This window comes from Holophagales bacterium, from assembly GCA_016699405.1.
GTDB lineage: Bacteria > Acidobacteriota > Thermoanaerobaculia > Multivoradales > JAGPDF01 > JAAYLR01.
The window spans coordinates 2,974,362-2,998,246 of the sequence record CP064972.1 but is presented as its reverse complement, the minus strand read 5'-3'; the positions used below and the strand labels follow the sequence as shown (position 1 = coordinate 2,998,246).

The window sequence follows — 23,885 nt, the reverse complement described above, 5'->3', positions numbered from 1 at the left end:
CTGCAAGGACTGCCCCTACGCCGCCACGCTCAGCAAGGAGAAGCGCAAGGCGCTCAAGGAGAAATACCGCTAGCGGAGCCGACTCCTCGCGGTACCCGCCTCCGGCCTAGAATGCCACTTCCGGACTCGCTCGACCCGGAAACCGAGGGGAGACCATGGGCCTGCGCACTCGACGCTCTCACGAGCTCGCCGCCGTTGCGTTCGTCATCGGAGCGCTTCTCGCCGGGCCGGCGAGACCCGCCGCCACCGAAATCGTCACCCAGGCCGCCGCTCCTTCCCTGGGGATCGGGGGCCGCAGCGACGCCACCGGCATCTCGACCGACGGACGCTACGTCGTCTTCAGCTCGGAGGCTTCGAATCTCGCCGCCAACGACACCAACGAGCGGGCCGACATCTTCGTCTTCGACCGCCAGACCGGCGCCATCCAGATTGCCTCGCTCGACAGCGGGGGCGTGCAGGGGAATCGATCGAGCTCCTTCCCGGCCATCTCGGGGGACGGGCAGTGGGTCGCCTTCTACTCCGAGGCGACGAATCTCGTCGCCGGGGACAGCAACGAGCTGTCCGACCTCTTCCTGCGCAACCTCGGCACCGGCAGCACGACGCGAATCTCCGTCGACAGCTCGGGGACGCAGGCCAACGGGGCGAACGCCTACGCTGAATCGCCGTCCCTGTCCGGGGACGGGCGCTATGTCGCGTTCTCCTCCACCGCCACCAATCTCGTGGCCGGCGACGCCAACGGAACCTCCGACGTCTTCGTCCACGATCGCCAGAGCGGAACCACCACCCGGGTTTCGGTGGCGACCGGCGGGGCGGCGGGCAACGACACCAGCTACTCCCCCGCCATCTCCGCCGACGGTCGCTACGTCGCGTTCCTCTCCGCAGCCTCGAACCTCGTCGCCGGCGACACGAACAGCCGCGACGACGTCTTTGTCCACGACCGCACGACCGGGAGCACCTGGCGCGTCTCGATCGACAGCGTCGGAGCGCAGGCCAATTCCTACAGTCGCTTCCCGGCGATCTCCGCCGACGGCCGCTTCGTCGCCTTCCTCTCCCTGGCGACGAACCTGGTCGCCGGCGACACCAATGGGACGGTCGACGTCTTCGTCCACGACCGCCAGAGCGGCGCGACCAGCCGCGTCTCGGTGAGCTCGAACGGCAGTCAGGGGAGCGGTGGCACGGGCGTGCTCGCGCGGCTGTCGATCTCTCCCGACGGCCGCTTCGTCGTCTACCCCTCGGCCCTCGCCAATCTGGTGGATGGCGACACCAACGCGACCTACGACGTCTTCGTCCACGATCGGCAGAGCGGTGCGACGTCGCTCGTCTCCAGCGACGGTGGCGGCGCGGTCGGACGCGGCCCGAGCTACGACCCGGCGATCTCGGGAGACGGGCGGGTCGTCGCGTTCGCGTCGCTCGCGCCGAACCTGGTCGCCGGCGATCGCAACGCGGAGAGCGACATCTTCGTGCGCGATCGCCTCGCCGGTACGATCAGCCGCATCCCGGCGACGCCGGTCGCGCCGCCGGCCGGTGCGCTCGTCCTCGCCGACGGGGCGAGCCACGTCTCCCGCCAGGCGACGGTCGGGGGGCGCTGGGTGGTGTTCACCTCGAGCGCCGGGAATCTGGTCGCCGGGGACACCAACGCGAGCGCCGACGTCTTCGTCCGCGATCGTCAGAGCCAGACGACCGAGCGCGTCTCCCTGGGCAGCGGCGGCGCACAGGCCGATGCCGACAGCACCGACGGGGTGATCAGCGGCGACGGCCGCTACGTCGCCTTCGCGTCGAGCGCCACCCATCTGGTCGCGGGCGACCTCAACGAGAGCTCGGACATCTTCCTGCGCGATCGCCAGAGCGGGACGACGTCGCGAGTCTCGATCGGCAACGACGGCGGAGAGGCGGAAGCGGCGAGCTCGCGGCCTTCGATCTCGAGCGACGGCCGCTACGTCGCCTTCGAGTCGGAGGCCGAGAATCTCGTCGACGGCGAGCCCAACTGGGTCGTCGACGTCTTCGTCCGCGACCGCCAGACCGGACAGACGCAACTGGTCTCGGCCGACAGCGCCGGCACCCCGGGCGACCTCGACAGCTTCGACCCGGTGATCTCCGGCGACGGCCGCTACGTCGTCTTCACCTCCTGGGCGAGCAACCTGATCGCCGGACAGACCGACGACGACGACTACTACGACGTCTACCTCAAGGACCTGGTGAGCGGCCAGGTCGAACGAATCTCCCTCGACAGCGCCGGCAGTCAGGCTGCCGGTTTCAGCTTCGCCCGCGCGATCTCGAGCGGCGGCCGCTTCGTCGTCTTCGACAGCGACGCCCCCAATCTCGATCCCTCCGACTTCAACGGCACCCGCGACGTCTTCCTGCGCGACCGGCAGAGCGGCACGACGACGCGCGTCTCGGTGGCGAGCTCGGGGGCCGAGGCGAACGACGACAGCCTCGACGGCTCGGTGTCGGCGGACGGGCGCTTCGTCGCCTTCGCCTCCCGCGCCGAGAATCTCGTGGTGGGAGACACCAACCACTCCTGGGACGTCTTCCTGCGCGACCGCCAGGCGGGATCGACCACCCGAGTTTCGGTCGCCGGCACGCTCGCCCAGTCGACCGCCGGCAGTTGGGCGACGCCGACCGTCTCCGAGGACGGGCGCTACGTCGTCTTCGACTCGTGGGCCGCCGATCTCGTGACCGGCGACTTCAACGGACAGTCCGACGTCTTCGTGCACGACCGGCTCGGCTCGACCGTCGTTCCGGCGATCACCGTCTCCGGCCCCACTTCGGGCCAGACCGATCAGGTCCTCACCTTCACGGCCACGGCCACGAACTGCGCCCCCTCCGCCACCGGCTGGAGCTGGAGCACCTCCGGGGCCCTGCCGGCCGGCGAGACGAACGGGCCGAGCATCTCGCTCTCCTGGAGCTTCGCCGGGACGAAGACCGTCTCGGTGAGCAACAGCGCCTGCGGGGCCGCCACCGGGACCCACAACGTGACGATCAGCGACGGCGGCGGACCGGGAAGCTGCGTGCCGACGGCCCACGCTGCCTGCCTGCTCGACGGTCGATTCCAGGTCGACGTCGACTGGACCACCGGGAGCGGCAGCGGGCACGGCGGCGTGATGACCTTCGCCGGGGCGCGCGCCGAGTCGAACCAGTCGGTGTTCTTCTACTTCTTCGACAACGCCAACTTCGAGATGGGCGTCAAGATGGTCGACGCCTGCTCGTTCAACGACAGCTTCTGGGTCTTCGTGTCGGGACTGACCAACCAGGCGTACACCGTCCACATCCGCGACGTCGCCACCGGCCAGACTCGCAGCTACTCGAATCCCCTCGGCAACTACCCGCAGACCATCGGCGCCACCGACGGCACGAGCGGGTTCGACTGCACGCCGTCGGGTGCGACGGCCCCGCAGCCCGCCGCGGACCGCGAAGCGGTGGCTCGTCTGCTCGCCGCCGCCCCGAGCGATCCCCTCGGCGCGCGGCTCCTCGCCCTGCGCTCGGCTGCCGGCGAGCTGCCCACCGACGCCTGCACCCCCGACGCCGACACCGCCTGCCATCTGGCCGGACGCTTCCGAGTCGAGGTGCACTGGGCGACGGCCGCCGCCGCCGGTTCGGCCGCGGTGATGTCGTTCGCCGGCCAGCGCGCCGCCTCCGACCAGTCCTCGTTCTGGTGGTTCTTCCAGCCGACGAACTTCGAGATGGGCGTCAAGATGGTCGACGCCTGCTCCGCCTTCGGCTCCTATTGGGTCTTCGTCAGCGGGCTGACCAACCAGGCGTTCGAAGTCACCGTGACGGACACCGTCAACGGCAACGTTCGCACCTACGTCAACCCGGCGGGCACCTACCCGCAGACGGTCGGCGCCACCGACGTCGTGCGCGGCTTCCCCTGCGCGCCGTAGGAGACCCGGGTTGACGACGACCGCTTCGAGAAGCAGCATCACGGCGCAGCCGCCCCCGACCTCCTCGATCTCGTGGTGGTGAGCCCGGATCCGGTCGCAGCTGAGGCGCATTCCGCGAACCTGCAACCGCCGGAGCTCCCCGGATTGCACCCATCAGGCCACCGGTGTTACCTTGTCGATCAGAGGCTGGAGAGCTACACGCATGGCACTCAACATCCGCAACCCCGAGGCAGAGAGACTCGCCGCGGCGGTCACACGCCTCACCGGCGAGACCAAGACCGAGGCGGTCACCCGGGCGCTCGCGGACCGGCTCGCGCGGCTGCGGCGGGAGCGATCTCAACGCCGCCTGGCTACCGAGCTCGACGAGATCGCCGAGAGCTGCGCGCGGCTCCCCGTGCTCGACGACCGGCCCGCCGACGAGATCCTCGGTTACGACGACCTCGGAGCTCCTCGTTGATGGTTCTCGACACTTCGGCGTTGCTCGCGATCCTGCAAGACGAGCCCGAACGCCGTTCTTTCAACGAGGCAATCGAGGCCGCCGAGTCGCGCTCGCTCTCGGTTGCCAGTTGGGTGGAGGCTTCCGTCGTGGTCGAAGCCCGGTTCGGCGCCGCCGGGTTGCGGCACCTCGACCGCCTCGTCGCGCGGGCGGAAATCGAGCTGGTCGCGGTGGACCGCGAGCAGGCCGAGCAGGCCCGCGAGGCGTTCAGTCGATTCGGCAAGGGCCGTCACCGCGCCGGGCTGAACTACGGCGACTGTTTCTCCTACGCTCTTGCCAGGGTGCTCGGCGAGCCTCTCCTCTGCAAGGGCGACGATTTCCGGCACACCGACCTGCCCCTTGCCCTGATGGCCTGACCACCGGATGGAGCGTTTCCTCCACCGGTCGCTGCCCTCCGGTCCGGCGGGATCGAGCTCGACCGCCGCCCGCAATCAATTCTCCGCTTTGCGGCTCGGCGGTCAGCGCTTCGCTCTCGCTCGTCGGAACGGCGCCTCAGACCGGCGGCCGAGGCTCGAATTCGAAGCCGCGGGTCGGTGATCTCGCTCAGCGCCGTCCGGGAGCCGCGGCATGGCCCCCCACCGGCACGCCGGCATCGCCTCCGGCGCGGATCTCGCCCTCCGGGGTGACGACGACGGCGTCGAGAAACGGCATCATGGCGCGCAGCCGCTCGCCGACCTCCTCGATCTGGTGGTGGCGCTCGGCGCGACGGCGCGCGTCGAAGGCCGGCCGCCCGCTCTCGTTCTCGGCGATCCAGTTGCGGGCGAACGTCCCGTTGCGCACTTCGGAGAGGAGCTGGCGCATCGCCGCGCGCGTGGCGTCGGTGACGATGCGCGGACCGGCGACGTAGTCGCCCTGCTCGGCGGTGTCGGAGACCGAATAGCGCATGTACGAGAGCCCGCCCCGGTACATCAGGTCGACGATCAGCTTGAGCTCGTGCAGACACTCGAAGTAGGCGATCTCCGGCTGGTAGCCGGCCTCGACCAGGGTCTCGAACCCCGCCTTGACGAGGTGCGAGACGCCGCCGCAGAGCACCGCCTGCTCGCCGAAGAGGTCGGTCTCGGTCTCCTCGGCGAAGGTGGTGACGAGCACTCCGGCGCGCGTGCAGCCGATCCCCCGGGCGTAGGCGAGGGCATCGGCGAAGGCGTGTCCGCTGGCGTCGCGGTGGACGGCGAGCAGTCCCGGCGTCCCCTGCCCCTCGGTGAAGACCTCGCGCACGCGGTGACCCGGGGACTTCGGCGCCACCATCGAGACGTCGACGCCCTCCGGCGCCTCGATCGCGCCGAAGCGGATGTTGAAGCCGTGGGCGAACATGAGCGTCTTGCCGGGACGCATGCCCGGGGCGATCTCGTCGCGCCAGAGCTTCGCCTGGCCGGTGTCGGGGGTGAGGATCATCACGATGTCGGCGCGCTCGGCAGCCGCGCGCGGCGTCAGCACCTCGAGCCCCTGCGCCTCGGCGCGGGCGCGCGAGCGGCTCCCTTCGTGCAGTCCGACGACGACCGGCACGCCGCTGTCGCGCAGGTTGAGGGCATGGGCATGCCCCTGGCTGCCGTAGCCGATGATCGCCACGGTGCGTCCGGCGAGATCCTCGATGCGGGCGTCGGTGTCGTAATAGATGCGGGCCATCTCTCCTCTCCTTCCTCTCAGCTCGCCGCTCGCGCGGCCGTCTCGTCCTCGGACTCCCCTTCGCTCTCAGCCTCGTCGGCGGCAGCGCTCTTCGCCCCGCGGTGACCGCCGCGCGCCATCGCCACCTTGCCGGTGCGCACCATCTCGAGGATGCCGCGCGGCCGCAGCAGCTCGACGAGCCCCTCGACCTTCTCGACGTCGCCGGTGATTTCGACGATCACCGAATCGGCGGCCACGTCGACGATGCGCGCGCGGAAGATCGAGATCAGGTCGTTGATCTGCGAGCGTTCCCCCTCGCCGCAGCGGACGCGGATCAGCGCCAGCTCGCGCACCACCGACGGCACGTGGGTGACGTCCTTGACGTCGAGCACCGGCACGAGCTTGCGCAGATTCGCCTCGACGAGGCGCGACGGCACGCGCGAGGTGTCGACGACGAAGGTCATGCGCGAGACGCCGGGGGTCTCGCTGGCTCCGACCGACAGGCTCTCGACGTTGAACGCCCGGCGGCGGAACATCGAGACGACGCGCACCAGCACGCCGGGGTGGTCCTGGACTCGGGCGACGAGGGTGTGTCTCATGCGGCCACCTCCGGCTCTCCGGCGTGCGGGCGACGGATCATCGCGTCGAGGTCGGCCCCGGCCGGCACCATCGGGTAGACCGCCTCCTCCGCCTCGACGACGAAGTGGACCAGGACCGGACCCTTCGTCGCCCGTGCGCGTTCGACGGCCGGCCCGACGTCGGCACGCGTCTCGACGCGCTGCGACGGAATGCCGTAAGCCGCGGCCAGCTTGCCGAAGTCGGGCGACAGGAGCGGCGTCGCCGCGTAGCGCCGGTCGTAGAAGAACTCCTGCCACTGTCGCACCATGCCGAGGAATCCGTTGTCGATCACGGCGATCTTCACGTCGAGCCGCTCCTGCATCAGCGTGGCGAGCTCGCACTGCGTCATCTGAAAGCCGCCGTCGCCGGCGACGACCCAGACCTCCGCCTCCGGTCGCGCCAGCTTGGCGCCGATCGCCGCCGGCAGGGCGAAGCCCATGGTGCCGAGGCCGCCCGAGGTGAGCAGTGTCCGCGGCTTCTCGTGCGGGTAGTACTGGGCCTCGAACATCTGGTGCTGGCCGACGTCGGAGACCACCACGGCGCCCCCGTCCGTGGTGCGCCAGAGGTCGTGGATGACGTGCGCCGCGAAGAGATGCTGGCCGTTCGGGCGGTGCAGGATGTCGCGCGAACGGGTCTCGGCGCGCCGCGCTTCGATCGTGGCGAGCCAGGCGGCGTGTGCCTCGGCGCCCTGGTCCGGCACGATCTCCAGGAGCGCTTCGAGCACTTCGCGCGCGTCGCCGCAGATCCCCAGGTCGACCGGCACGTTCTTGCCGATCTCCGACGCGTCGAGCTCGACGTGGATCTTCTTCGACCCGCGCGCGTAGTTGGCGAGCTTGCCGGTGACCCGGTCGTCGAAGCGCATGCCGACGGCGAGCAGCAGGTCGGCCTCCTGCACCGCGTGGTTGACGTACGCCTCGCCGTGCATGCCCATCATCCCGAGACAGAGCGGGTGACTGCGCGGGAAGCCACCGAGGCCGAGAAGCGTCAGCGCCACCGGCGTCCGGGTCCGCTCGGCGAGCTCCTGCAGGACGCGCGACGCGCCGGCCTCGATGATGCCGTGCCCGGCGAGCACCAGCGGCCGCTCGGCCGCGGCGATCAGATCGGCCGCCTTCTTGAGGTCGGAACGCCGCGGCCCACGCGCGGGAGAGGTCGTCCCGACCTCTCGGGGTGGCGGCCAGACGAGCTCGGCGGTGGCCTGCTGCGCGTCCTTGCAGATGTCGACGTGCACCGGGCCGGGCCGGCCGCTGCGGGCGATCGCGAACGCCTCGAGGATCGTCGGCACGATCTCCTCGACCCGCGTCACCAGGGCGTTGTGCTTGGTGATCGGGATGGTGATGCCGGTGATGTCGGCCTCCTGGAAGGCGTCGGTGCCGAGCACCGACGACGGCACCTGGCCGGTGATGATGACCAGCGGGATCGAGTCGAGCATCGCCGTGGCGATGCCGGTGACCAGGTTCGTCGCTCCCGGCCCGGAGGTGGCGATCGCCACGCCGACCCGGCCGCTGGCACGGGCATAGCCATCCGCGGCGTGGGCCGCGCCCTGCTCGTGGCGCACCAGCACGTGACGCACCGGGTAGTCGAGCATCGCGTCGTAGGTCGGCAGGATGGTCCCGCCCGGGTAGCCGAAGACGGTGTCGACGCCCTCGCGGACGAGACACTCCCAGATCATCTGCGCACCGGTTCGCTTCATGCGGTCCTCCCGGCCGGCTGGCCGTCCGTCAGGGTCTGAGGCGTCACGACCGGCGCCGGCTCGGCGACGGCGAAAGGCAGATCGGGCTCGGGATCGCGCAGCACGGCGCCGCGCGAGGCGTTGGTGACGAGCGAGCGATAGCGCCGCAGCCACCGGCTCGCCACCGGCCGCGGCGCGATCCGCCCGGCCGCGCGACGAGCCGCGAGCTCGTCCGCGGGGATCTCGAGATCGAGCGTCCGAGCCTCGAGGTCGAGGGCGATCGCGTCGCCGTCGCGGACGAAGGCGAGCGGTCCGCCCTCGGCCGCTTCGGGGCTGACATGCCCGACGCAGGCACCCCGGGTGCCGCCGGAGAAGCGACCGTCGGTCACCAGCGCCACCGAGGCGCCGAGCCCCATGCCCATGAGGGCGCCGGTCGGCGAGAGCATCTCCTGCATGCCGGGACCGCCCCGCGGCCCTTCGTGCCGGATCACCACCACGTCACCGGCCTTCACCCGGCCCGCGGTGATCCCGGCCATCGCCTCTTCCTGGCTCTCGAACACGACCGCCGGGCCGCGGTGCCGGCGCATCTCCGGCACGACGCCGGCCGTCTTCACCACCGCGCCCTCCGGTGCGAGCGAGCCGAAGAGGACGGCGAGACCGCCGCGCGGCGAGTGCGGGCGGTCGAGCGGCCGAATGACCTCGTCGTCGCTCGCCGGCGCCGTGGCGACGTGATCGCGAAAGCTCCCGGCGACGGTCGGCCGTTCGAGGTGCAACAGCCCCGCGCCGGCGAGGCGCGCGAAGATCGCCGGCACGCCTCCGGCACGGTGCACGTCCTCCATGTGCCACGGCCCCGACGGCGCGACCTTGCAGAGATGCGGCACACGGTCGGCGATCTCGTTGAGGCGCGCCAGCGGGAAGCCGACGCCGGCCTCCTCGGCCAGGGCCAGGCCGTGCAGGACGGTGTTGGTCGAGCCGCCCATCGCGACGTCGAGGGCGAAGGCGTCGTCGAACGCCTCCCGGGTGACGATCTGACGCGGGCGCACGCCGCGGGCGATCAGCTCGACGATGCGCCCTCCGGCGCGGGTGGCCAGCGCCTCGCGCTCGGGGCTCTTCGCCAGCGCCGTTCCGTTGAAAGGCAGCGCGAGGCCGAGCGCCTCGAGCAGACAGTTCATCGAGTTGGCGGTGAAGAGGCCAGAGCACGAACCGCAGGACGGGCAGGCGAGGTCCTCGAGCTCCTGGAGCCGTGCGGCGCCGATCTTCCCTGCGCGGTAGGCGCCGACCCCTTCGAAGACCGAGACGAGATCGATCGCCTCGCCCGAGCGGCTGCGACCGGCGGCCATCGCCCCGCCGGAGACGAAGATCGCGGGGACGTCGAGGCGCAGCGCCGCCATCATCATCCCCGGCGTGATCTTGTCGCAGTTCGGGATGCAGACCATGCCGTCGAAGCAGTGCGCCGAGATCATCGTCTCGACGCAATCGGCGATCAGCTCGCGGGACGGCAGGCTGAACTTCATCCCGTCGTGCCCCATGGCGATCCCGTCGTCGACGCCGATCGTGTTGAACTCGAACGGCACCGCGCCGGCGGCGCGGACCGCCTGCTTGACCAGGGCGCCGAACTCGCGCAGGTGGACGTGGCCCGGGACGACGTCGACGTAGGAGTTGACGACGGCGACGAACGGCTTGCCCATGTCGGCGTCGGTCACCCCGACCGCCTTGAGGAGGCTGCGGTGCGGCGCCCGTTCAGGGCCCTTCTTGATCGTGTCGGATCGCATACGTTTCGTTCTCCCGCTCCCCTTCCCCGCTCTCGACTGCCCGAAAAACAAAAGACCCCCGGATCGCTCCGGGGGTCTCGAGTGATCTTGCGCTTGCCGCGGCTACTAGATCCCTCGACCCCCGGTCGGGCCAAGAACGAGGACCCGGACGATAAGGGCGAGGACGACCAGCGCAAGGCCCAGCGTCTCCGGCGAGAGGAGAACGACAAGACGGCGGGCGACGCAGGCGGAGCGGCTCATGAAGTGCGCGGACAGTAGACGAGCCTGGAACGCTTGTCAAGCCCGGCGTGGACCGGGCGGTCGCGAGAGATGGACGCCGAAGCGACTGGCATAGACGTCGAGCAGGTCCTGCGGGGCGATGTCCGACTCGCGGCGCTCACCGGCATGCGTTTCGATCAGCCTCGTGCCCCGCAGCGTGACCCGCCCGCCCGCAGTCAGGCGCGTGCAGACCGGGCCGCTGGTGAAGTGCGACTGCGGCGACGTCTGGTGGTGGTGGCAACCATCGGCGAACTCGTCGAGCCGGCGCGGGGTGAGCGAGAAGCGGTACTGGGGCTTGCCGTTCTCGCGCAGGTCGAGCCAGCCGTCCTCCTCCGCCGGGACGATCTGGTACGTGCCCTGAGGATCGTCCTGCGGCTCTGGGGTGGCGAGTCGCAACGGATGCTCGAACGAGGCGCCGAAGCCGACGTCGACCAGCCACGGCTCGTCGAGGTCGACACGCAGGCAGAGGTGGTCGAAGCGCATGCCCGGCACGTCTCCGTCGTGGACGCGCGCTTCGAGCCGCGTGACGACGAATCCGAGCGCCGCGAGCAGCTCGGCGAAGGCGCCGTTGAGCTCGTAGCAGAAACCGCCGCGGCCGGCGAGGATCTTGGCCACGAGCGCCTGCGGCTCGAGGACGATCGGCACGCCCAGGTGGATGTCGAGATTCTCGAACGGGACCGACAGCAGATGGGCGCGCTGCAGACGGCGCAGACCGGCGGGCGAAAGCTCGACCGCTGCCGCGAAGAGACCGAGGCGCTCGAGGTAGCGGGTGACCGTCTCCGCCGACAGCGTGGAGTTGCAGCGATCCATCCCTCAGCTTCTCTCGTGTTGGAGGAAGAGGCGGTAGGCCGGATTCGCGCTCTCGTCCCAGTGCCGATAACCGAGGCCGGCAAGGAAGCGACGGAAGGCCGCCTCCTCGGCCGGCGGCACCTGGATCCCGGCGAGCACGCGGCCGTAGTCGGCGCCGTGGTTGCGGTAGTGGAAGAGGCTGATGTTCCACCCCTGATTCATGCTCTCGAGGAAGCCGAGTAGTGCTCCCGGACGCTCCGGAAACTCGAAGCGGAACAGTCGCTCGTCGGCCGCACCGGGCGCTCGCCCGCCGACGAGATGGCGGACGTGGAGCTTCGCCATCTCGTTGTCCGTCAGATCGACCGTCGGCAGGTCGTGGTCGCGGAAGCTCGCGACGAGCGGCGCGATCTCGGCCTCGTCTCCCACCTCGAGGCCGACGAAGACGTGGGCTTCGCGCGGATCGGCGTAGCGGTAGTTGAACTCGGTGATGTTGTGGCGCCCGACGAGCGCGCAGAAGGCGCGGAAGCTCCCGGGGCGCTCGGGGATGGTCACCGCGAGCAGGATCTCGCGCCGCTCGCCGAGCTCCGCCCGTTCGGCGACGTGCCGCAGCCGGTCGAAGTTGACGTTCGCTCCGCTCGCCACCGCCGCCACCGTCGCGCCTTGCCGGCCATCACGCGCGAGCCATGCCTTGAGACCGGCGACCGAGAGCGCCCCGGCCGGCTCGAGGATCGAGCGCGTCTCCTCGAAGACGTCCTTGATCGCCGCGCAGATCGCGTCGGTGTCGACGCAGACGACCTCGTCGAGGAGCTGGCGGCAGAGACGGAACGGCTCCCGGCCCACCTCGCGCACCGCGACGCCGTCGGCAAAGAGGCCGACCCGCTCGAGCCGCACGCGGCGGCCGGCGGCGAGCGAACGAGCCATCGCGTCGGCGTCCAGCGGCTCGACCCCGACGATTCGGATCTCCGGCCGCAACCGCTTGGTGTAGGCGGCGATCCCGGCCACGAGCCCTCCCCCACCCACCGGCACGAAGATCGCGTCGAGTGCGCCCGGATGCTGGCGCAGGATCTCCATGCCGATCGTCCCCTGCCCGGCGATGACTTCTGGGTCATCGTAAGGATGAACGAAGGTGCGCCCCGACTCGGCGGCAAGCGTGCGTGCGTACCCATAGGCATCGTCGTAGGTGTCGCCGTGCAGGACCACCTCGGCGCCGCGTGCCGCGACGGCGGCGACCTTGATGCGCGGCGTGGTCACCGGCATGACGATCGCCGCGCGGCTGCCGAGTACCTGCGCGGCGAGCGCGACCCCTTGCGCATGGTTCCCCGCCGACGCCGCGACGACGCCGCGCGCGAGCTCCTCGGCGGAGAGCGAGCGCATCCGGTTGTAGGCGCCGCGCAGCTTGAACGAGAAGACCGGTTGCAGATCCTCGCGCTTCAAGAGCACCGTGCTGCCGAGCCGCCGCGACAAGAGCGGGGCCGGCTCGAGCGGCGATTCGATCGCCACCTCGTAGACACGCGCGGTGAGGATCCGTTCGAGATACCCGCGGTTCGCCGACTCTCGCATGACGAGAGTCAAGACCTTTCAGCGGCCGTCGTCAAGCGCGACGGGGAGACCCGCCAGTCAGGGGGCGTGGCCACCCGACCATCGCCCCAAGCCCGACTCGAAGCTGTCGACGAAGAGCGGCACGACGATCTCGGTGCGCACGCAGTCCCAGGTCTCGCCGATGCGGGCCCCGGTGTCGAGCACCTGGAAGTGGGTGATCGCGAGATCCGTGGCGCCGGGCGTGAGGTCGAAGAGGCGCGAGTCGACGCCGAGATCGGCCCACGAGGTGGCCGTGTAGAGGTCGCTCTCCGCCGTCAGCGCCACGCTGCCGCCGTCGGCGAGCACGATTCCGTAGCGCTCGAAGGTGTTGAGCAGCACGCGCGCCGCCGGGTTGTAGCCGGTGCGCGGAAAGCCCGGCGCGAGCCGAAGGCGTGCCCCGTAAGGCACCGAACCGACCGGACCCGATGGGCTGCCGGCGTGCGTGCCCGGTCGCGCGTAAAGCCGGCCGCCGACGCCGCCGAGCGACGGATCGTTGGCCATGCGCTCGTTCGGCAGGATGAACCGAACCGCGTGCCCGAGATCGACCGTGTCGCCGGTCGGGTCGAAGGCCAACACAGCGGCGATCTCGTCGGCGTTGAAGAGCAACGGAGCGATCGGGAAGCCGGCAGCGTCGGCGCTCGTGCAGTGCTCGCCGCGCCCCTCGGGCGGATAGCTCGCGTCGAGATGCCAGGTCGCCAGGCAGTGGGTCTCGAGCGTGGTCGCGCTGACCGCGGTGGTGGCGTAGAGCTCGTAGAGCGTGCGCCCCTGCACCACCAGCAGGTGGCAATCGTTGTTGACGTGGTCGCAGTCGAGACCGCTCTCGCCCTCGATCGCCGCATCGAGCGGCACCGGCACGGCGGTCCCGAGCGGATCGCAGTCGGGGTCCCAGTAGCCGTCGGGATGGGCGGCGATGACCCGCGTCGGGGCTCCGGCAGCAGCGTGGACGACGTGCATCGAGAAGTCGATCTGCATGCGGCCGAAGCCGAAGCCGCCGAGGCCAGCGAGCGTGGCGATCATCGCCGCCGACTGCGGATGCACCGGCGCCGCGACGACGCTCTGATTCCACACCGCGTTGCCGGCAAAGCGCGGCAGCGGTTCGGCGGCGAGCGGGGCGACCCCCACGAGCAGCCCGGCTGCGAGTACCCCCCGAAGCGCTCGGCTCACGGCGGGCAGAGTCTAGACCCCGAAACGGGCGGCGACAATCTCACGCACGGCACCCACCGGGAGTCGGCAGGCCGGGGCTCCGGGCTCGTCGAAATCCGTGCCTGTCCCGGATTTCTGCGACCAGGACCTTCGGGAGATCGCCACGGAAGGAAGAGCGAGACATCGCCTCGGCCGGGAGGCTTCTCGCTCTTGCGGACATGACTCGCTGGCGAGCCTGGAAGGAGCGCACGACCGCCTGGGTGTCGCGGGTTGCGGGCTCGCGATTCACCACAGAACCGCCCGGCGACGGCTCTTCCAACCACTCGACATCGCCCCGCCAAGTCCTCCGCGATCAGCGGTAGGGACGCCCCTGCATCAGGCGCAACGCCACCACGACAGCCGCCGCGGCGAGCAGCAGGTGGGTGTAGACGCCCAGGGTGTGGGGGCTCATCATTCCGAGTGCCCAGAAGAAGACGAGAATCGCGGCGACGACCCAGAGCATGGAACCTCTCCTTTCCGCCCCCACGCCGGGAGGTCGACGGGCAGCGCGGGAGCGTCGACGGGCTCGTCGATCTCATTGTACGCCTCGCCTCGCCGGCCGTTTCGGCGAGAGAGCAGAATGCCGGGTCTCGCGACCCGGCATTCGAGGGAAAGACGAGCTGGAGGCGCCGGCTCAGCCGGCACCGGCGCTACCGCGGGCCTCGCGCTTCGGACGGAAGCGAGCCTTGAGGTAGTCGCGGTTGAGCTGGGCGATGAAGTCGACCGAGATCTCCTTCGGACAGACCGCCTCGCACTCGCCGTAGTTGGTGCAGGATCCGAACGCCTCCTGCTCCATCTGGGCGACCATCTTCTCCACCCGGTCCCAGCGCTCTGGCTGGCCCTGCGGCAGCAGGCCGAGGTGCGACACCTTGGCCGAGACGAAGAGCTGGGCCGCGCCGTTCGGGCACTGGGCGACGCAGGCGCCGCAGCCGATGCAGGAGGCCGCGTCCATCGCCAGGTCCGAGTCCTGCTTGGGGACCGGGATGGCGTTGCCGTCCGGCGCCGACCCGGTGTTGGCGGAGATGAAACCGCCGGCCTGGACGATGCGGTCGAGGGCCGTGCGGTCGACGACCAGATCCTTCAGCACCGGGAAGGCCTTGCTGCGCCACGGCTCGATGGTGATTTCGTCGCCGTCCTTGAAGTGCCGCATGTGGAGCTGGCAGGCGGTCGTGCCCTTCTGCGGGCCGTGCGCCTTGCCGTTGATCACCAGCCCGCACATGCCGCAGATCCCTTCGCGGCAGTCGTGGTCGAAGGCGATCGGCTCTTCGCCCTTCTCGATGAGACGCTCGTTGACCACGTCGAGCATCTCGAGGAACGACATGTGGCTGCTGATGCCGGGAGCCTCGTACCGCACCATGCGGCCCGCGTCCTCTCGGCCCTTCTGCCGCCAGACGTGGAGTGTGAGGTTCATCACTTGTAGCTCCTCTGGCTCGGCTTGACGTAGTCGAAGGTCAACGGCTCCTGGTGCATGGCGGGGGCGTTGCCCTCCCCCTTCCATTCCCAGGCGGCGACATAGGAGAACTTCTCGTCGTCGCGTTGCGCCTCGCCCTCCTCGGTCTGGCTCTCCTCGCGGAAGTGGCCGCCGCAGGACTCGCTGCGGTTCAAGGCGTCGCGGCACATCAGCTCGCCGAGCTCGAGGAAGTCGGCGACGCGGCCGGCCTTCTCGAGCGACTGGTTGAGCTCCTCCCCCTCGCCGAGCACGCGGACGTCGCGCCAGAACTCGGCCCGGAGCTGCGGGATGAGCTCGAGCGCCTTCTTCAGCCCGGCCTCGTTGCGGGCCATGCCGCAGAACTCCCAGCAGATTTTGCCGAGCTCGCGATGGAACGAATCGACGCTCCGCTTGCCGTCGACGGCGAGCAGTCTCTGCACCCTCCCGGTGACTTCACTCTCCGCCTGCCTGAACTCCGGCAGGTCGGTGGTGACCTTCTCGCCCATGTGCTTGGAGAGGTAGTCGCCGATCGTGTACGGAATGACGAAGTAGCCGTCCGCCAGTCCCTGCATGAGCGCCGAGGCGCCGAGCCGGTTGGCGCCGTGGTCGGAGAAGTTCGCCTCGCCGAGCACGTAGAGACCGGGGATGCTGCTCTGCAGGTTGTAGTCGACCCACAGGCCGCCCATCGTGTAGTGGACCGCCGGGAAGATGCGCATCGGCACGGCGTAGGGGTTCTCGCCGGTGATCTTCTCGTACATCTCGAAGAGGTTGCCGTAGCGCTCCTCGATCTTGCCGCGGCCGAGCCGCTGGATCGACTCGGCGAAGTCGAGGTAGACGCCGAGCCCGCTCGGGCCGACACCGCGACCTTCGTCGCACACCATCTTGGCGTTGCGCGAGGCGACGTCGCGCGGCACGAGATTCCCGAACGCCGGATAGCGACGCTCGAGGAAGTAGTCGCGGTCGCTCTCCGGGATGTCTCCGGCGGCCCGCTTGTCTCCCGCCTTCTTCGGCACCCAGATGCGGCCGTCGTTGCGCAGCGACTCGGACATCAGCGTCAGCTTCGACTGGTAGTCGCCGGCCACCGGGATGCAGGTCGGGTGGATCTGCGTGAAGCACGGGTTGGCGAAGAGCGCGCCGCGCCGGTGGGCGCGCCAGATCGCCGTGGCGTTGCACCCCTTGGCGTTGGTCGAGAGGTAGAAGACGTTGCCGTAGCCGCCCGTGCAGAGCAGCACCGCGTCGCCGGCGTGCGAGGAGACCTTGCCGGTCACCATGTCGCGCACGACGATCCCCTTGGCGCGGCCGTCGACGACCACCAGGTCGAGCATCTCGGTGCGCGGGAACATCTTCACCTGGCCGCGACCGATCTGGCGCGAGAGCGCGTGGTAGGCGCCGATCAGCAGCTGTTGCCCGGTCTGCCCTCGCGCGTAGAAAGTGCGCGACACCTGGGCGCCGCCGAAGGAGCGGTTGTCGAGATAGCCGCCGTACTCGCGGGCGAACGGCACGCCCTGGGCGACGCACTGGTCGATGATGCCGGTCGACACCTGCGCCAGACGGTAGACGTTCGCCTCGCGCGCGCGGAAGTCTCCCCCCTTGACCGTGTCGTAGAAGAGCCGGAAGACGCTGTCGCCGTCGTTCTGGTAGTTCTTGGCGGCGTTGATCCCGCCCTGGGCGGCGATGGAGTGGGCGCGTCGCGGGCTGTCCTGGTAGCAGAAGCACTCGACGTTGTAGCCGAGCTCCGCCAGCGTGGCCGCCGCCGAAGCGCCGGCGAGGCCGCTGCCCACGACGATGATCTTGAACTTGCGCTTGTTGGCCGGGTTGACCAGCTTGAGGTCGAAGCGGGCTTTGTCCCACTTCTGTTCGATCGGTCCGGCGGGGATCTTGCTGTCGAGCGTCATGGCCTCCCCTCCCTCACCGGACGAAGCCGGTCAGCACGGCGATCGGGAACGACACGTTGCCCGCGGTGACGATCACCGCGAACGCCGCAGCGAACCGCCTGCGCCAAGGGTTGAATCCCGGGCTGTTCCAGCCCAGGGTCTGGAAGAGGCTCCAGATGCCGTGGTAGAGGTGCAGCCCGAGCGCGAGGTTGGCGACCACGTAGATCGCGGCGATCCACGGGACCTGGAAGCCGGCGACGATGTTCTCGTACGGCTTGCCCGGCTGGAAGCCGTCGGTGGTCCAGCCGAGCGTCAGATGCGCCAGGTGGTAGAGCACGAAGGCGCCGATGATCACGCCGCCCCAGCGGACCGTCCGCGAGGCGTAGGTGGTCTGCACCGCCTGCTGCATGCGGTAGCCGACCGGCCGCGCCGCCCAGCTGGTGCGGGTCAGCACCCAGGCACAGTGCATGTGGAGGACGACGCAGAGCAGCAGCACCGCTCGCGCGATCCACAACACCTGTCCGTGGAGGAAGACCGGCGCGCCCACCTCGCGGAGGAACTCGCCATAGTGGTTCAGCTTCTCCGGCCCCAGGTACAGCTTCAGGTTGCCCACCATGTGGACGAACACGAAGCCGAACAGCACGAAGCCGGTCACGGCCATGACCGCCTTCTTGCCGAGGGCCGAGCGGTAGGACTCGGCGAACCATCCCATCGTCACGCCTCCCCTGGCGGGCAGCACCGACGCGCTGCCCTGTCGCGTGGTCAACATCGTCCCCGTTTCCTCGTCACGTCCCGGCGATCTCGCCGGCCACGCCGCGTCCCGACGCGCGGCGACGGCGGCGGCGCGAACGACTGCGCTTGCCGGCCGCGGCGGGAGGCGACCCACCCTCGCGCTCCCCGTCGACACCCGGCGACGCGCCGGCGATCAGCTTGAGACGCGGCGCCCCCGGCGTCTCGGCGCGCCAGAGCTGGAGCTCCGCCTGCCCCTCGCCGGTCGCCGCCACGAGCAGCTCGAAGAGCTCGAGCGCCTGACGGAAGAACGGCCGACCGGCGAGACGGGCGCGGCGCTGGCGCTCGCGCGGCACGTCGCAGAGCTCGGCGAAGGCCAGCAGCGTCTCGCGGATCTCGAAGGTGCGCGCCTTGGCGAGCGCGAAGCGCTCGGCGAACGGCAACGCCACCTCCTCGACCAGCGTCTCGAGCTCGTGGCGGCGCAGTGGTCGCTGGCCGAGCGCCTCGACGTCGTAGCGCCGCAGCAGGAGCTTGGGCAGCAACAGCAGCGAGAGCAGCAGCGAGTCCTTGAAAGACCGCCCGCCGAGCACCATCTCGTCGACCACCGGCAGCAGCCGCCCGAGATCGCCGAGACCGCGCTGTCCGGCGGCCACCATGGCATACGCCTCCGGCAGCTGGACTTCGAGCAGCCCGAGGTCGAGCATCCACTGGAGCGCCGCGCCGGCGCGCCCGCAGGAGAGCAGCTCGACGAGCTCCTCGGTCACCCGCGGCGGCGCGGCGCGCGAGATCTCGCCGCGGTGGCGATGGATCGCCTCCTGCGTCTCGCTCTCCATCCCGAAACCGAGGCGGGCAGCGAGCTCGCAGGCTCGCATCATCCGCACCGGGTCTTCGCGGAAGCGCACGTTTGGGTCGCCGATCGAACGGATCACCCGCGCTTCGAGATCGGCGAGGCCGCCGACGAAGTCGATGACGCTGAAGTCGGCGATGTCGTAGAAGAGGGCGTTGATCGTGAAGTCGCGACGGAACGCGTCCTGCTCGGGACTGCCGAAGACGTTGTCGCTGGTGATCAGCAGGTCGCCGGCTCCCTCGGCCGGCCGCTCCTCCGCACCGGGCCCCGCACGGAAGGTCGAGACCTCGACGATCCCCTCCTTGAAGAGGATGTGCGCCAGGCGGAAGCGCCGCCCGATCAGGCGGGCGTTGCGGAAGATGCGACGGATCTCGTTGGGTTTCGCGTCGGTGGCGACATCGAAGTCCTTCGGCTTGCGCCCGAGCATCAGATCGCGCACGCCGCCGCCGACCAGGTACGCGGTGTGACCGGCCTCGTGGAGGCGGTACAGCACCTTGAGCGCGTTCTTGTCGATGAGGCTGCGCGAGATCGGATGCTCGGAGCGGGGAAGGACCCGGGGCTCGAGCAACGCCGCACCACTCACGAAGTCCGATTATAGCCCGACGAGCCCCAGATCTTCGAAGAGCGCCGCGAGGATCTGGTGAAAGCGGAGGCGGTGTGTCGCCTCGCTCGGCATTCCGTTGACCGCCAGCGCCACCACCAGGCCCGGTTCGGGGTCGCAGAAGCCGGTCGAAGACTGCGCCCCGCTGTGTCCGAAGGTGCGCGACGAGGCGTGCGGACCGTAGCCGTAGGGCATCTCCGGCTCGCCATGCCAGGCCGAATTGACGATCACGCCGAGCCCCCAGTCGAGCTGGGCACGGAAGGTGTGGTCGAAAAGGCCGACCCGATGCCGCGCGACGAGCGCTTCGACGGTCTGCGGTGCCAGCAGTCGCACTCCGTCGAGCTCGCCGCCGCAACGCAGCATCTCGTAGAAACGCGCGAGCTGGCGCATCGGACCGCAACCGTTGGTTCCCGGCGAGCTCCGCGTCAGGCGTTCGCGGGAGTGCCAGGGACGCATCTCCGGCTCGCCCTCGCAGCGCCAGAGCGGCGCGAGCCAGGGCTGCGCGCGCTCGTACTCCTCGTCCGGCATGCCACCGAGCCAGCAGTCGCTCATGCCGAGCGGCAGGAAGATCTCGTCGCGCGCGTAGCGCGGGAAGTCACGGCCATCGAGCCGGCGGACGATCTCGCCGAGGACGAACCAGGTCGACATCGGATGGTACCCGGCCTTGCGCCCGGGGACCCAACGCGGCTCGAGCCGGTGGGCGCAGATGTGCGCCAGGATCTCCTCCCAGGAGCTCTCCGGCCACCCCACCTCCGGCATGCGCAAGCCGGCCGTGTGGGTCAGCAGGTGGCGGACCGTCACGCCCTCCTTGCCGGCGGCTCCGAACTCCGGCAGATGGCGAGCCACCGGGTCGTCCAGCCCCAGCCGGCCGCGCTCCCAGAGCTGGGCGATCGCCAGGGCGGCCACCGGCTTGCCCGAGGAGAGCCAGAGCATCCGGTGGGCGGTGGTCATCGGCTCTCCCGGGCGCACGTCGCCGAAGGCCAGATCGGCGACGAGGGCACCGCGCCGGAGCACGCAGAGCTGACCACCGAGGTGCTGGCCAATGCGCCGACCCTCGTCGAGCCGTGCGAGCGTCGCGTCGAGAGAGAACCCCATTGCCCGACTCTAGCCCGACCGGCCCGGCTTGTGCCCACGCCGCTCCGCGGGTACCGTGCATGGGTTCCGATGGGCAGCGGCCGCGCGTGCCCTGGCCCGGAGAGGAGATTCCGATGAGCGCCATCGAACCGAAGCCCGGTGCCCGACATCTCGCCCACCATCTGCACCACGTGCGCGTCGCCGAGGCGATGCTGCGACGCAACCTGGGGATCGCCGCCGGTGCCGTCGCGGGATCGCTCGCCGTTGGCGCCGCCGGCTATCACGCCCTCGGGGGGCTCGGCTGGCTCGACGCGCTGCTCAACGCCGCGATGATCCTCACCGGCATGGGCCCGGTCGATCGCATGGAGTCGGCGGCGGGCAAGCTCTTCGCCACCGCCTACGCGCTCTTCTCGGGGGTGGTCTTCCTCTCCCTCGTGGCCCTGCTGCTCGTGCCGCTCTTCCGCCGTGGGCTGCACCGCTTCCACCTCGATCTCGCCGACGAGTGAGCCGGAGGACGGACGCGCTATCGTCGGCAGCGCACCCCAACGCGCTGTGACCCGGGAGGACCTGTCGATGTGCGGCCGCTACACGATCTCTTCGCCCGGCGACGTCGTCGCCGAGGTCTTCTCGCTCGACGCCCCGCCGGAGCTCGCGGCGCGCTGGAACGTCGCTCCGACCCAGCATGTGCCGGTGGTCCGCGTCCCGGCGCCGGGGGCACCGCGCGAGCTCGCCCTCGTCCGCTGGGGGCTCGTCCCCGCCTGGGCCAAGGACGCGGCGATCGGCAACCGGCTGATCAACGCGCGCGCCGAAACGCTCGCCGAGAAGCCGGCGTTCCGCGGCCCGCTGAAGCGTCAACGCTGCCTCGTCGTGGCGGACGGCTTCTACGAATGGAAACCCGAGGGCAAGCGCAAGCAACCGTGGCTCTTCCGCCGTGGCGACGGCCGACCGTTCGGCATCGCCGGCCTCTGGTCGCGCTGGACCGATCCCGCGACGGGAGACCTCGAGAGCTGCACCCTCGTCACGACGACGCCGAACGCCGTCCTGGCGCCGGTGCACGACCGGATGCCGGCCATTGTCGCCCGCGAGCAGTTCGCGCTCTGGCTCGATCCCGCCATCTTCGACGTCGCACGCCTCCTCCCGCTTCTCGCTCCGGCGCCGGACGACCTGCTCCGAGGCTTCCCGGTCGGTCTGGCGGTCAACAACCCGGCTCACGACCGGCCCGAGTGCGCAGCGCCGCTCGCACCCTCGTGACGTGACGCGAGCGGTCCGGGGTGGAATCGGCTCCCGCCGGCACGCTCCGGGCCTCCCCGCCCCCCCGAATCGCGACCATCGGCAACTCTCGGCGCGCCGGCGCGTAAGAAGACCGGATGCGTCCGTCTACCCAAGGAGGATCGATGTCAGCAATCCGTCTCGCCGCTCTTGCCACCCTCACTCTCGGTCTCGCCGGCCCGGCGCTGGCCACCGACCTGCCGCCGGCCGCCGGCCAGTCGACGATCGCCCAGCAGGTGCTCTCGTCGATGGACCTCAAGGCCGATCCCTGCCAGGACTTCTACCGCTACGCCTGCGGCGGCTGGCTCGACTCGACCAAGCTGCCCGCCGATCAGGCCCGATGGACTCGCAGCTTCTCGACCATCAGCGAGCGCAATCGCGAGATCGTTCGCACGATCCTCGACGAGGCCGCCGCCGCCCCCGGCACCGACCCGCACGCCGAGCGTGCGCTCGTCGGCAACTACTACGCCGCCTGCATGGACGAGCCCGCGGTCGAGAAGGCAGGCACCACGCCCCTCGCACCCTGGCTCGCCGAGATCGACAAGGTGAGCGACCCGGCGTCGCTCTTCGCGGTCGCCGGCAAGTTGCACCGCGCCGGGGCCAACACGCTCTTCGGCGCCGGACCGGTGCCCGATTTCAAGAACCCCGAGCTCAATATCCTCTTCCTCATCCAGGGCGGCCTCGGCATGCCCGAGCGCGACTACTACGTCAGCGAGGACCCGACGAAGAAGGAGCTGATGCAGAAGTACGAGGCGCACGTCGCCCGCATGCTCGGCCTGCTCGGCACGCCGGCGGCGCAGGCCGCCGCCGACGCCAAGGCGATCGTCGCGTTCGAGACCGAGCTCGCCCGCGCTTCCCGCCCGAACACGGAGATGCGGCAGATCGAGAAGCTCTACCATCCCGTGGACCGTGCAGGGCTGACCAAGGTCGCTCCGGGTCTCCCGTGGGACCGCTACTTCGAGGCGATCGGCTTCCCGGCGCTCGCCGACCTGAACGTCGCGACTCCCGAGTTCTTCACCGCTCTCGAGAAGCTCGCCGCGACGACGCCGCTGCCGACGCTGCGCGCCTACCTGCGCTGGAGCGCGGTCAACTCGGCCGCCGACCAGCTCGCCAAGCCGTTCGTCGACGCCAATTTCGACTTCTACGGCAAGACCCTCTCCGGCCAGGCTGAGATCCAGCCCCGCTGGAAGCGCTGCGTCGCCGCGACGACCGGCGCCCTCGGCGAGGCGATCGGCAAGGTCTACGTCGACCGCGAATTCGCCGGCGACAGCAAGGAAAAGGCGCTCGAGATGATCCACGACATCGAGACCGCCTTCGTCAATTCACTCCCGCGGCTGCGCTGGATGGACGACGCCACGCGCGAGCGCGCCAAGGAGAAGTCGCTGGCGATCGCCAACAAGATCGGCTATCCGGACAAGTGGCGCGACTACTCGACGATGAACGTCGGCCGGACGAGCTACTTCGACAACACGGTCTCCGGCTCGATCTTCGAGTTCGACCGCCAGATGCGCAAGGTCGGCAAGCCGGTCGATCGCACGGAGTGGGGGATGACGCCGCAGACCGTCAACGCCTCCTACAACCCGCTGCAGAACGAGATCTCGTTCCCCGCCGGCATCCTCCAGCCGCCCTTCTTCCACCGCGATTTCCCGGCGGCGCTCAACTACGGCGGAATCGGTGCGGTGGTCGGACACGAGCTCACCCACGGCTTCGACGACATGGGTCGCAAGTTCGACTCCAAGGGGCAGCTCCGCGAGTGGTGGGCCCCGGAGGTCGCGGCGCGTTTCGAGGGCCAGACCTCGTGCGTCAAGGACTTCTATTCGAAGTTCGAGGTCGAGCCCGGCGCCAAGGTCAACGGCGAGTTGACGCTCGGCGAGAACATCGCCGACCTCGGCGGCCTCAAGCAGGCCTACGCGGCGTACAAGATCTGGGAGAAGCGCCACGGCCCGCCGCCGCCGGCGGTGCCGGGCCTCACCAACGAGCAGTTGCTCTTCGTCGGCTGGGCGCAGGTCTGGTGCACGGTCGCCGCGCCGGAGTTCCTGCGCCAGCAGGTCGCCACCGACCCGCATTCACCGGGCCATTTCCGCGCCATCGGTGCGCCGATGAACAACCCGGCCTTCTTCGAGGCGTTCTCCTGCAAGGCCGGCACGCCGATGCATCCGGCCGACATCTGCACGGTCTGGTAAGCGCGACCACCAAACCGAGGATCGGGTAGGTGGG

At 70.1% G+C, this 23,885-nt stretch carries 18 protein-coding genes and 1 pseudogene; 6 read left to right on the top strand and 13 right to left on the bottom strand.

The annotated features are described in order from the left end of the window. The first annotated feature begins 311 nt into the window (after positions 1 to 311). The 3 genes and pseudogenes from IPJ17_12310 to IPJ17_12300 all read left to right on the top strand — a co-directional run bounded on the left by IPJ17_12310 (position 312) and on the right by IPJ17_12300 (position 4,733). Positions 312 to 1,472, top strand: a pseudogene (locus IPJ17_12310) (PD40 domain-containing protein). Positions 1,473 to 4,083: 2,611 nt separating this feature from the next. Further along, positions 4,084 to 4,338 carry a type II toxin-antitoxin system VapB family antitoxin gene (locus tag IPJ17_12305; protein QQR72304.1) on the top strand — a complete coding sequence of 85 codons (255 nt, stop codon included), beginning with the start codon at positions 4,084 to 4,086 and terminating at the stop codon, positions 4,336 to 4,338. Then, positions 4,338 to 4,733 carry a type II toxin-antitoxin system VapC family toxin gene (locus IPJ17_12300; protein QQR72303.1) on the top strand — a complete coding sequence of 132 codons (396 nt, stop codon included), beginning with the start codon at positions 4,338 to 4,340 and terminating at the stop codon, positions 4,731 to 4,733. The genes IPJ17_12305 and IPJ17_12300 overlap by 1 nt, the downstream gene beginning before the upstream one ends. A gap of 187 nt (positions 4,734 to 4,920) precedes the next feature. On the opposite strand, the gene ilvC is transcribed toward IPJ17_12300, so the two are convergent. The 13 genes from ilvC to IPJ17_12235 form a co-directional block, all read right to left on the bottom strand. After that, entirely contained in the window at positions 4,921 to 6,000 is a 1,080-nt protein-coding gene (gene ilvC, locus IPJ17_12295) for a ketol-acid reductoisomerase (protein QQR72302.1), read from the bottom strand. A 17-nt stretch (positions 6,001 to 6,017) separates the two neighbouring features. Next, complete coding sequence (gene ilvN, locus IPJ17_12290; GenBank protein ID QQR72301.1) at positions 6,018 to 6,578, bottom strand: acetolactate synthase small subunit; 561 nt, start codon at positions 6,576 to 6,578, stop codon at positions 6,018 to 6,020. Continuing rightward, complete coding sequence (gene ilvB / locus IPJ17_12285; GenBank protein ID QQR72300.1) at positions 6,575 to 8,287, bottom strand: biosynthetic-type acetolactate synthase large subunit; 1,713 nt, start codon at positions 8,285 to 8,287, stop codon at positions 6,575 to 6,577. The genes ilvN and ilvB overlap by 4 nt, the downstream gene beginning before the upstream one ends. Next, complete coding sequence (ilvD, locus tag IPJ17_12280) at positions 8,284 to 10,038, bottom strand: dihydroxy-acid dehydratase (GenBank protein QQR72299.1); 1,755 nt, start codon at positions 10,036 to 10,038, stop codon at positions 8,284 to 8,286. The genes ilvB and ilvD overlap by 4 nt, the downstream gene beginning before the upstream one ends. Before the next feature lie 276 nt (positions 10,039 to 10,314). After that, a complete protein-coding gene (locus IPJ17_12275; GenBank protein ID QQR72298.1) occupies positions 10,315 to 11,106 on the bottom strand; it encodes an arylamine N-acetyltransferase in 792 nt (263 codons plus the stop codon). 3 nt (positions 11,107 to 11,109) lie between these two features. Then, entirely contained in the window at positions 11,110 to 12,645 is a 1,536-nt protein-coding gene (gene ilvA, locus IPJ17_12270) for a threonine ammonia-lyase, biosynthetic (GenBank protein QQR72297.1), read from the bottom strand. Between the two features lie 57 nt (positions 12,646 to 12,702). Continuing rightward, entirely contained in the window at positions 12,703 to 13,827 is a 1,125-nt protein-coding gene (locus IPJ17_12265; GenBank protein ID QQR72296.1) for a hypothetical protein, read from the bottom strand. Positions 13,828 to 14,158: 331 nt separating this feature from the next. After that, positions 14,159 to 14,308, bottom strand: a complete 150-nt coding sequence (locus tag IPJ17_12260; protein ID QQR72295.1) for a lmo0937 family membrane protein — start codon at positions 14,306 to 14,308, stop codon at positions 14,159 to 14,161. A 171-nt stretch (positions 14,309 to 14,479) separates the two neighbouring features. Further along, positions 14,480 to 15,256, bottom strand: coding sequence for a succinate dehydrogenase/fumarate reductase iron-sulfur subunit (locus tag IPJ17_12255; protein QQR72294.1), 777 nt, complete (start codon positions 15,254 to 15,256; stop codon positions 14,480 to 14,482). Further along, positions 15,256 to 17,169, bottom strand: a complete 1,914-nt coding sequence (locus IPJ17_12250; GenBank protein ID QQR72293.1) for a fumarate reductase/succinate dehydrogenase flavoprotein subunit — start codon at positions 17,167 to 17,169, stop codon at positions 15,256 to 15,258. Before IPJ17_12250 ends, IPJ17_12255 begins: the two co-directional genes overlap by 1 nt. A 13-nt stretch (positions 17,170 to 17,182) precedes the next feature. Beyond that, positions 17,183 to 17,917, bottom strand: a complete 735-nt coding sequence (locus IPJ17_12245) for a succinate dehydrogenase cytochrome b subunit (protein QQR72292.1) — start codon at positions 17,915 to 17,917, stop codon at positions 17,183 to 17,185. 16 nt (positions 17,918 to 17,933) lie between these two features. Further along, on the bottom strand, positions 17,934 to 19,307 hold the full coding sequence (gene pcnB, locus IPJ17_12240) for a polynucleotide adenylyltransferase PcnB (protein QQR72291.1): 1,374 nt from the start codon (positions 19,305 to 19,307) through the stop codon (positions 17,934 to 17,936). A 9-nt stretch (positions 19,308 to 19,316) separates the two neighbouring features. After that, positions 19,317 to 20,420 carry a beta-lactamase family protein gene (locus IPJ17_12235; protein QQR72290.1) on the bottom strand — a complete coding sequence of 368 codons (1,104 nt, stop codon included), beginning with the start codon at positions 20,418 to 20,420 and terminating at the stop codon, positions 19,317 to 19,319. A gap of 188 nt (positions 20,421 to 20,608) precedes the next feature. On the opposite strand from IPJ17_12235, the gene IPJ17_12230 reads away from it, so the two are divergent. The 3 genes from IPJ17_12230 to IPJ17_12220 all read left to right on the top strand — a co-directional run bounded on the left by IPJ17_12230 (position 20,609) and on the right by IPJ17_12220 (position 23,851). After that, entirely contained in the window at positions 20,609 to 20,905 is a 297-nt protein-coding gene (locus tag IPJ17_12230) for a hypothetical protein (GenBank protein QQR76156.1), read from the top strand. Between the two features lie 67 nt (positions 20,906 to 20,972). Then, the gene (locus tag IPJ17_12225) at positions 20,973 to 21,650 is read left to right on the top strand and encodes an SOS response-associated peptidase (protein QQR72289.1); all 678 of its coding nucleotides are present in this window, start codon (positions 20,973 to 20,975) and stop codon (positions 21,648 to 21,650) included. A 143-nt stretch (positions 21,651 to 21,793) separates the two neighbouring features. Continuing rightward, the gene (locus tag IPJ17_12220) at positions 21,794 to 23,851 is read left to right on the top strand and encodes a M13 family metallopeptidase (protein ID QQR72288.1); all 2,058 of its coding nucleotides are present in this window, start codon (positions 21,794 to 21,796) and stop codon (positions 23,849 to 23,851) included. Positions 23,852 to 23,885 lie beyond the last annotated feature (34 nt).

Bases quoted from the DNA above. Each gene is read 5' to 3' on its own strand.
- IPJ17_12305 (QQR72304.1), top strand. From the start codon at position 4,084: ATGGCACTCAACATCCGCAACCCCGAGGCAGAGAGACTCGCCGCGGCG.
- IPJ17_12300 (QQR72303.1), top strand. From the start codon at position 4,338: ATGGTTCTCGACACTTCGGCGTTGCTCGCGATCCTGCAAGACGAGCCC.
- ilvC (QQR72302.1), bottom strand. From the start codon at position 6,000: ATGGCCCGCATCTATTACGACACCGACGCCCGCATCGAGGATCTCGCC.
- ilvN (QQR72301.1), bottom strand. From the start codon at position 6,578: ATGAGACACACCCTCGTCGCCCGAGTCCAGGACCACCCCGGCGTGCTG.
- ilvB (QQR72300.1), bottom strand. From the start codon at position 8,287: ATGAAGCGAACCGGTGCGCAGATGATCTGGGAGTGTCTCGTCCGCGAG.
- ilvD (QQR72299.1), bottom strand. From the start codon at position 10,038: ATGCGATCCGACACGATCAAGAAGGGCCCTGAACGGGCGCCGCACCGC.
- IPJ17_12275 (QQR72298.1), bottom strand. From the start codon at position 11,106: ATGGATCGCTGCAACTCCACGCTGTCGGCGGAGACGGTCACCCGCTAC.
- ilvA (QQR72297.1), bottom strand. From the start codon at position 12,645: ATGCGAGAGTCGGCGAACCGCGGGTATCTCGAACGGATCCTCACCGCG.
- IPJ17_12260 (QQR72295.1), bottom strand. From the start codon at position 14,308: ATGCTCTGGGTCGTCGCCGCGATTCTCGTCTTCTTCTGGGCACTCGGA.
- IPJ17_12255 (QQR72294.1), bottom strand. From the start codon at position 15,256: ATGAACCTCACACTCCACGTCTGGCGGCAGAAGGGCCGAGAGGACGCG.
- IPJ17_12250 (QQR72293.1), bottom strand. From the start codon at position 17,169: ATGACGCTCGACAGCAAGATCCCCGCCGGACCGATCGAACAGAAGTGG.
- IPJ17_12245 (QQR72292.1), bottom strand. From the start codon at position 17,917: ATGTTGACCACGCGACAGGGCAGCGCGTCGGTGCTGCCCGCCAGGGGA.
- IPJ17_12235 (QQR72290.1), bottom strand. From the start codon at position 20,420: ATGGGGTTCTCTCTCGACGCGACGCTCGCACGGCTCGACGAGGGTCGG.
- IPJ17_12230 (QQR76156.1), top strand. From the start codon at position 20,609: ATGCTGCGACGCAACCTGGGGATCGCCGCCGGTGCCGTCGCGGGATCG.
- IPJ17_12225 (QQR72289.1), top strand. From the start codon at position 20,973: ATGTGCGGCCGCTACACGATCTCTTCGCCCGGCGACGTCGTCGCCGAG.
- IPJ17_12220 (QQR72288.1), top strand. From the start codon at position 21,794: ATGTCAGCAATCCGTCTCGCCGCTCTTGCCACCCTCACTCTCGGTCTC.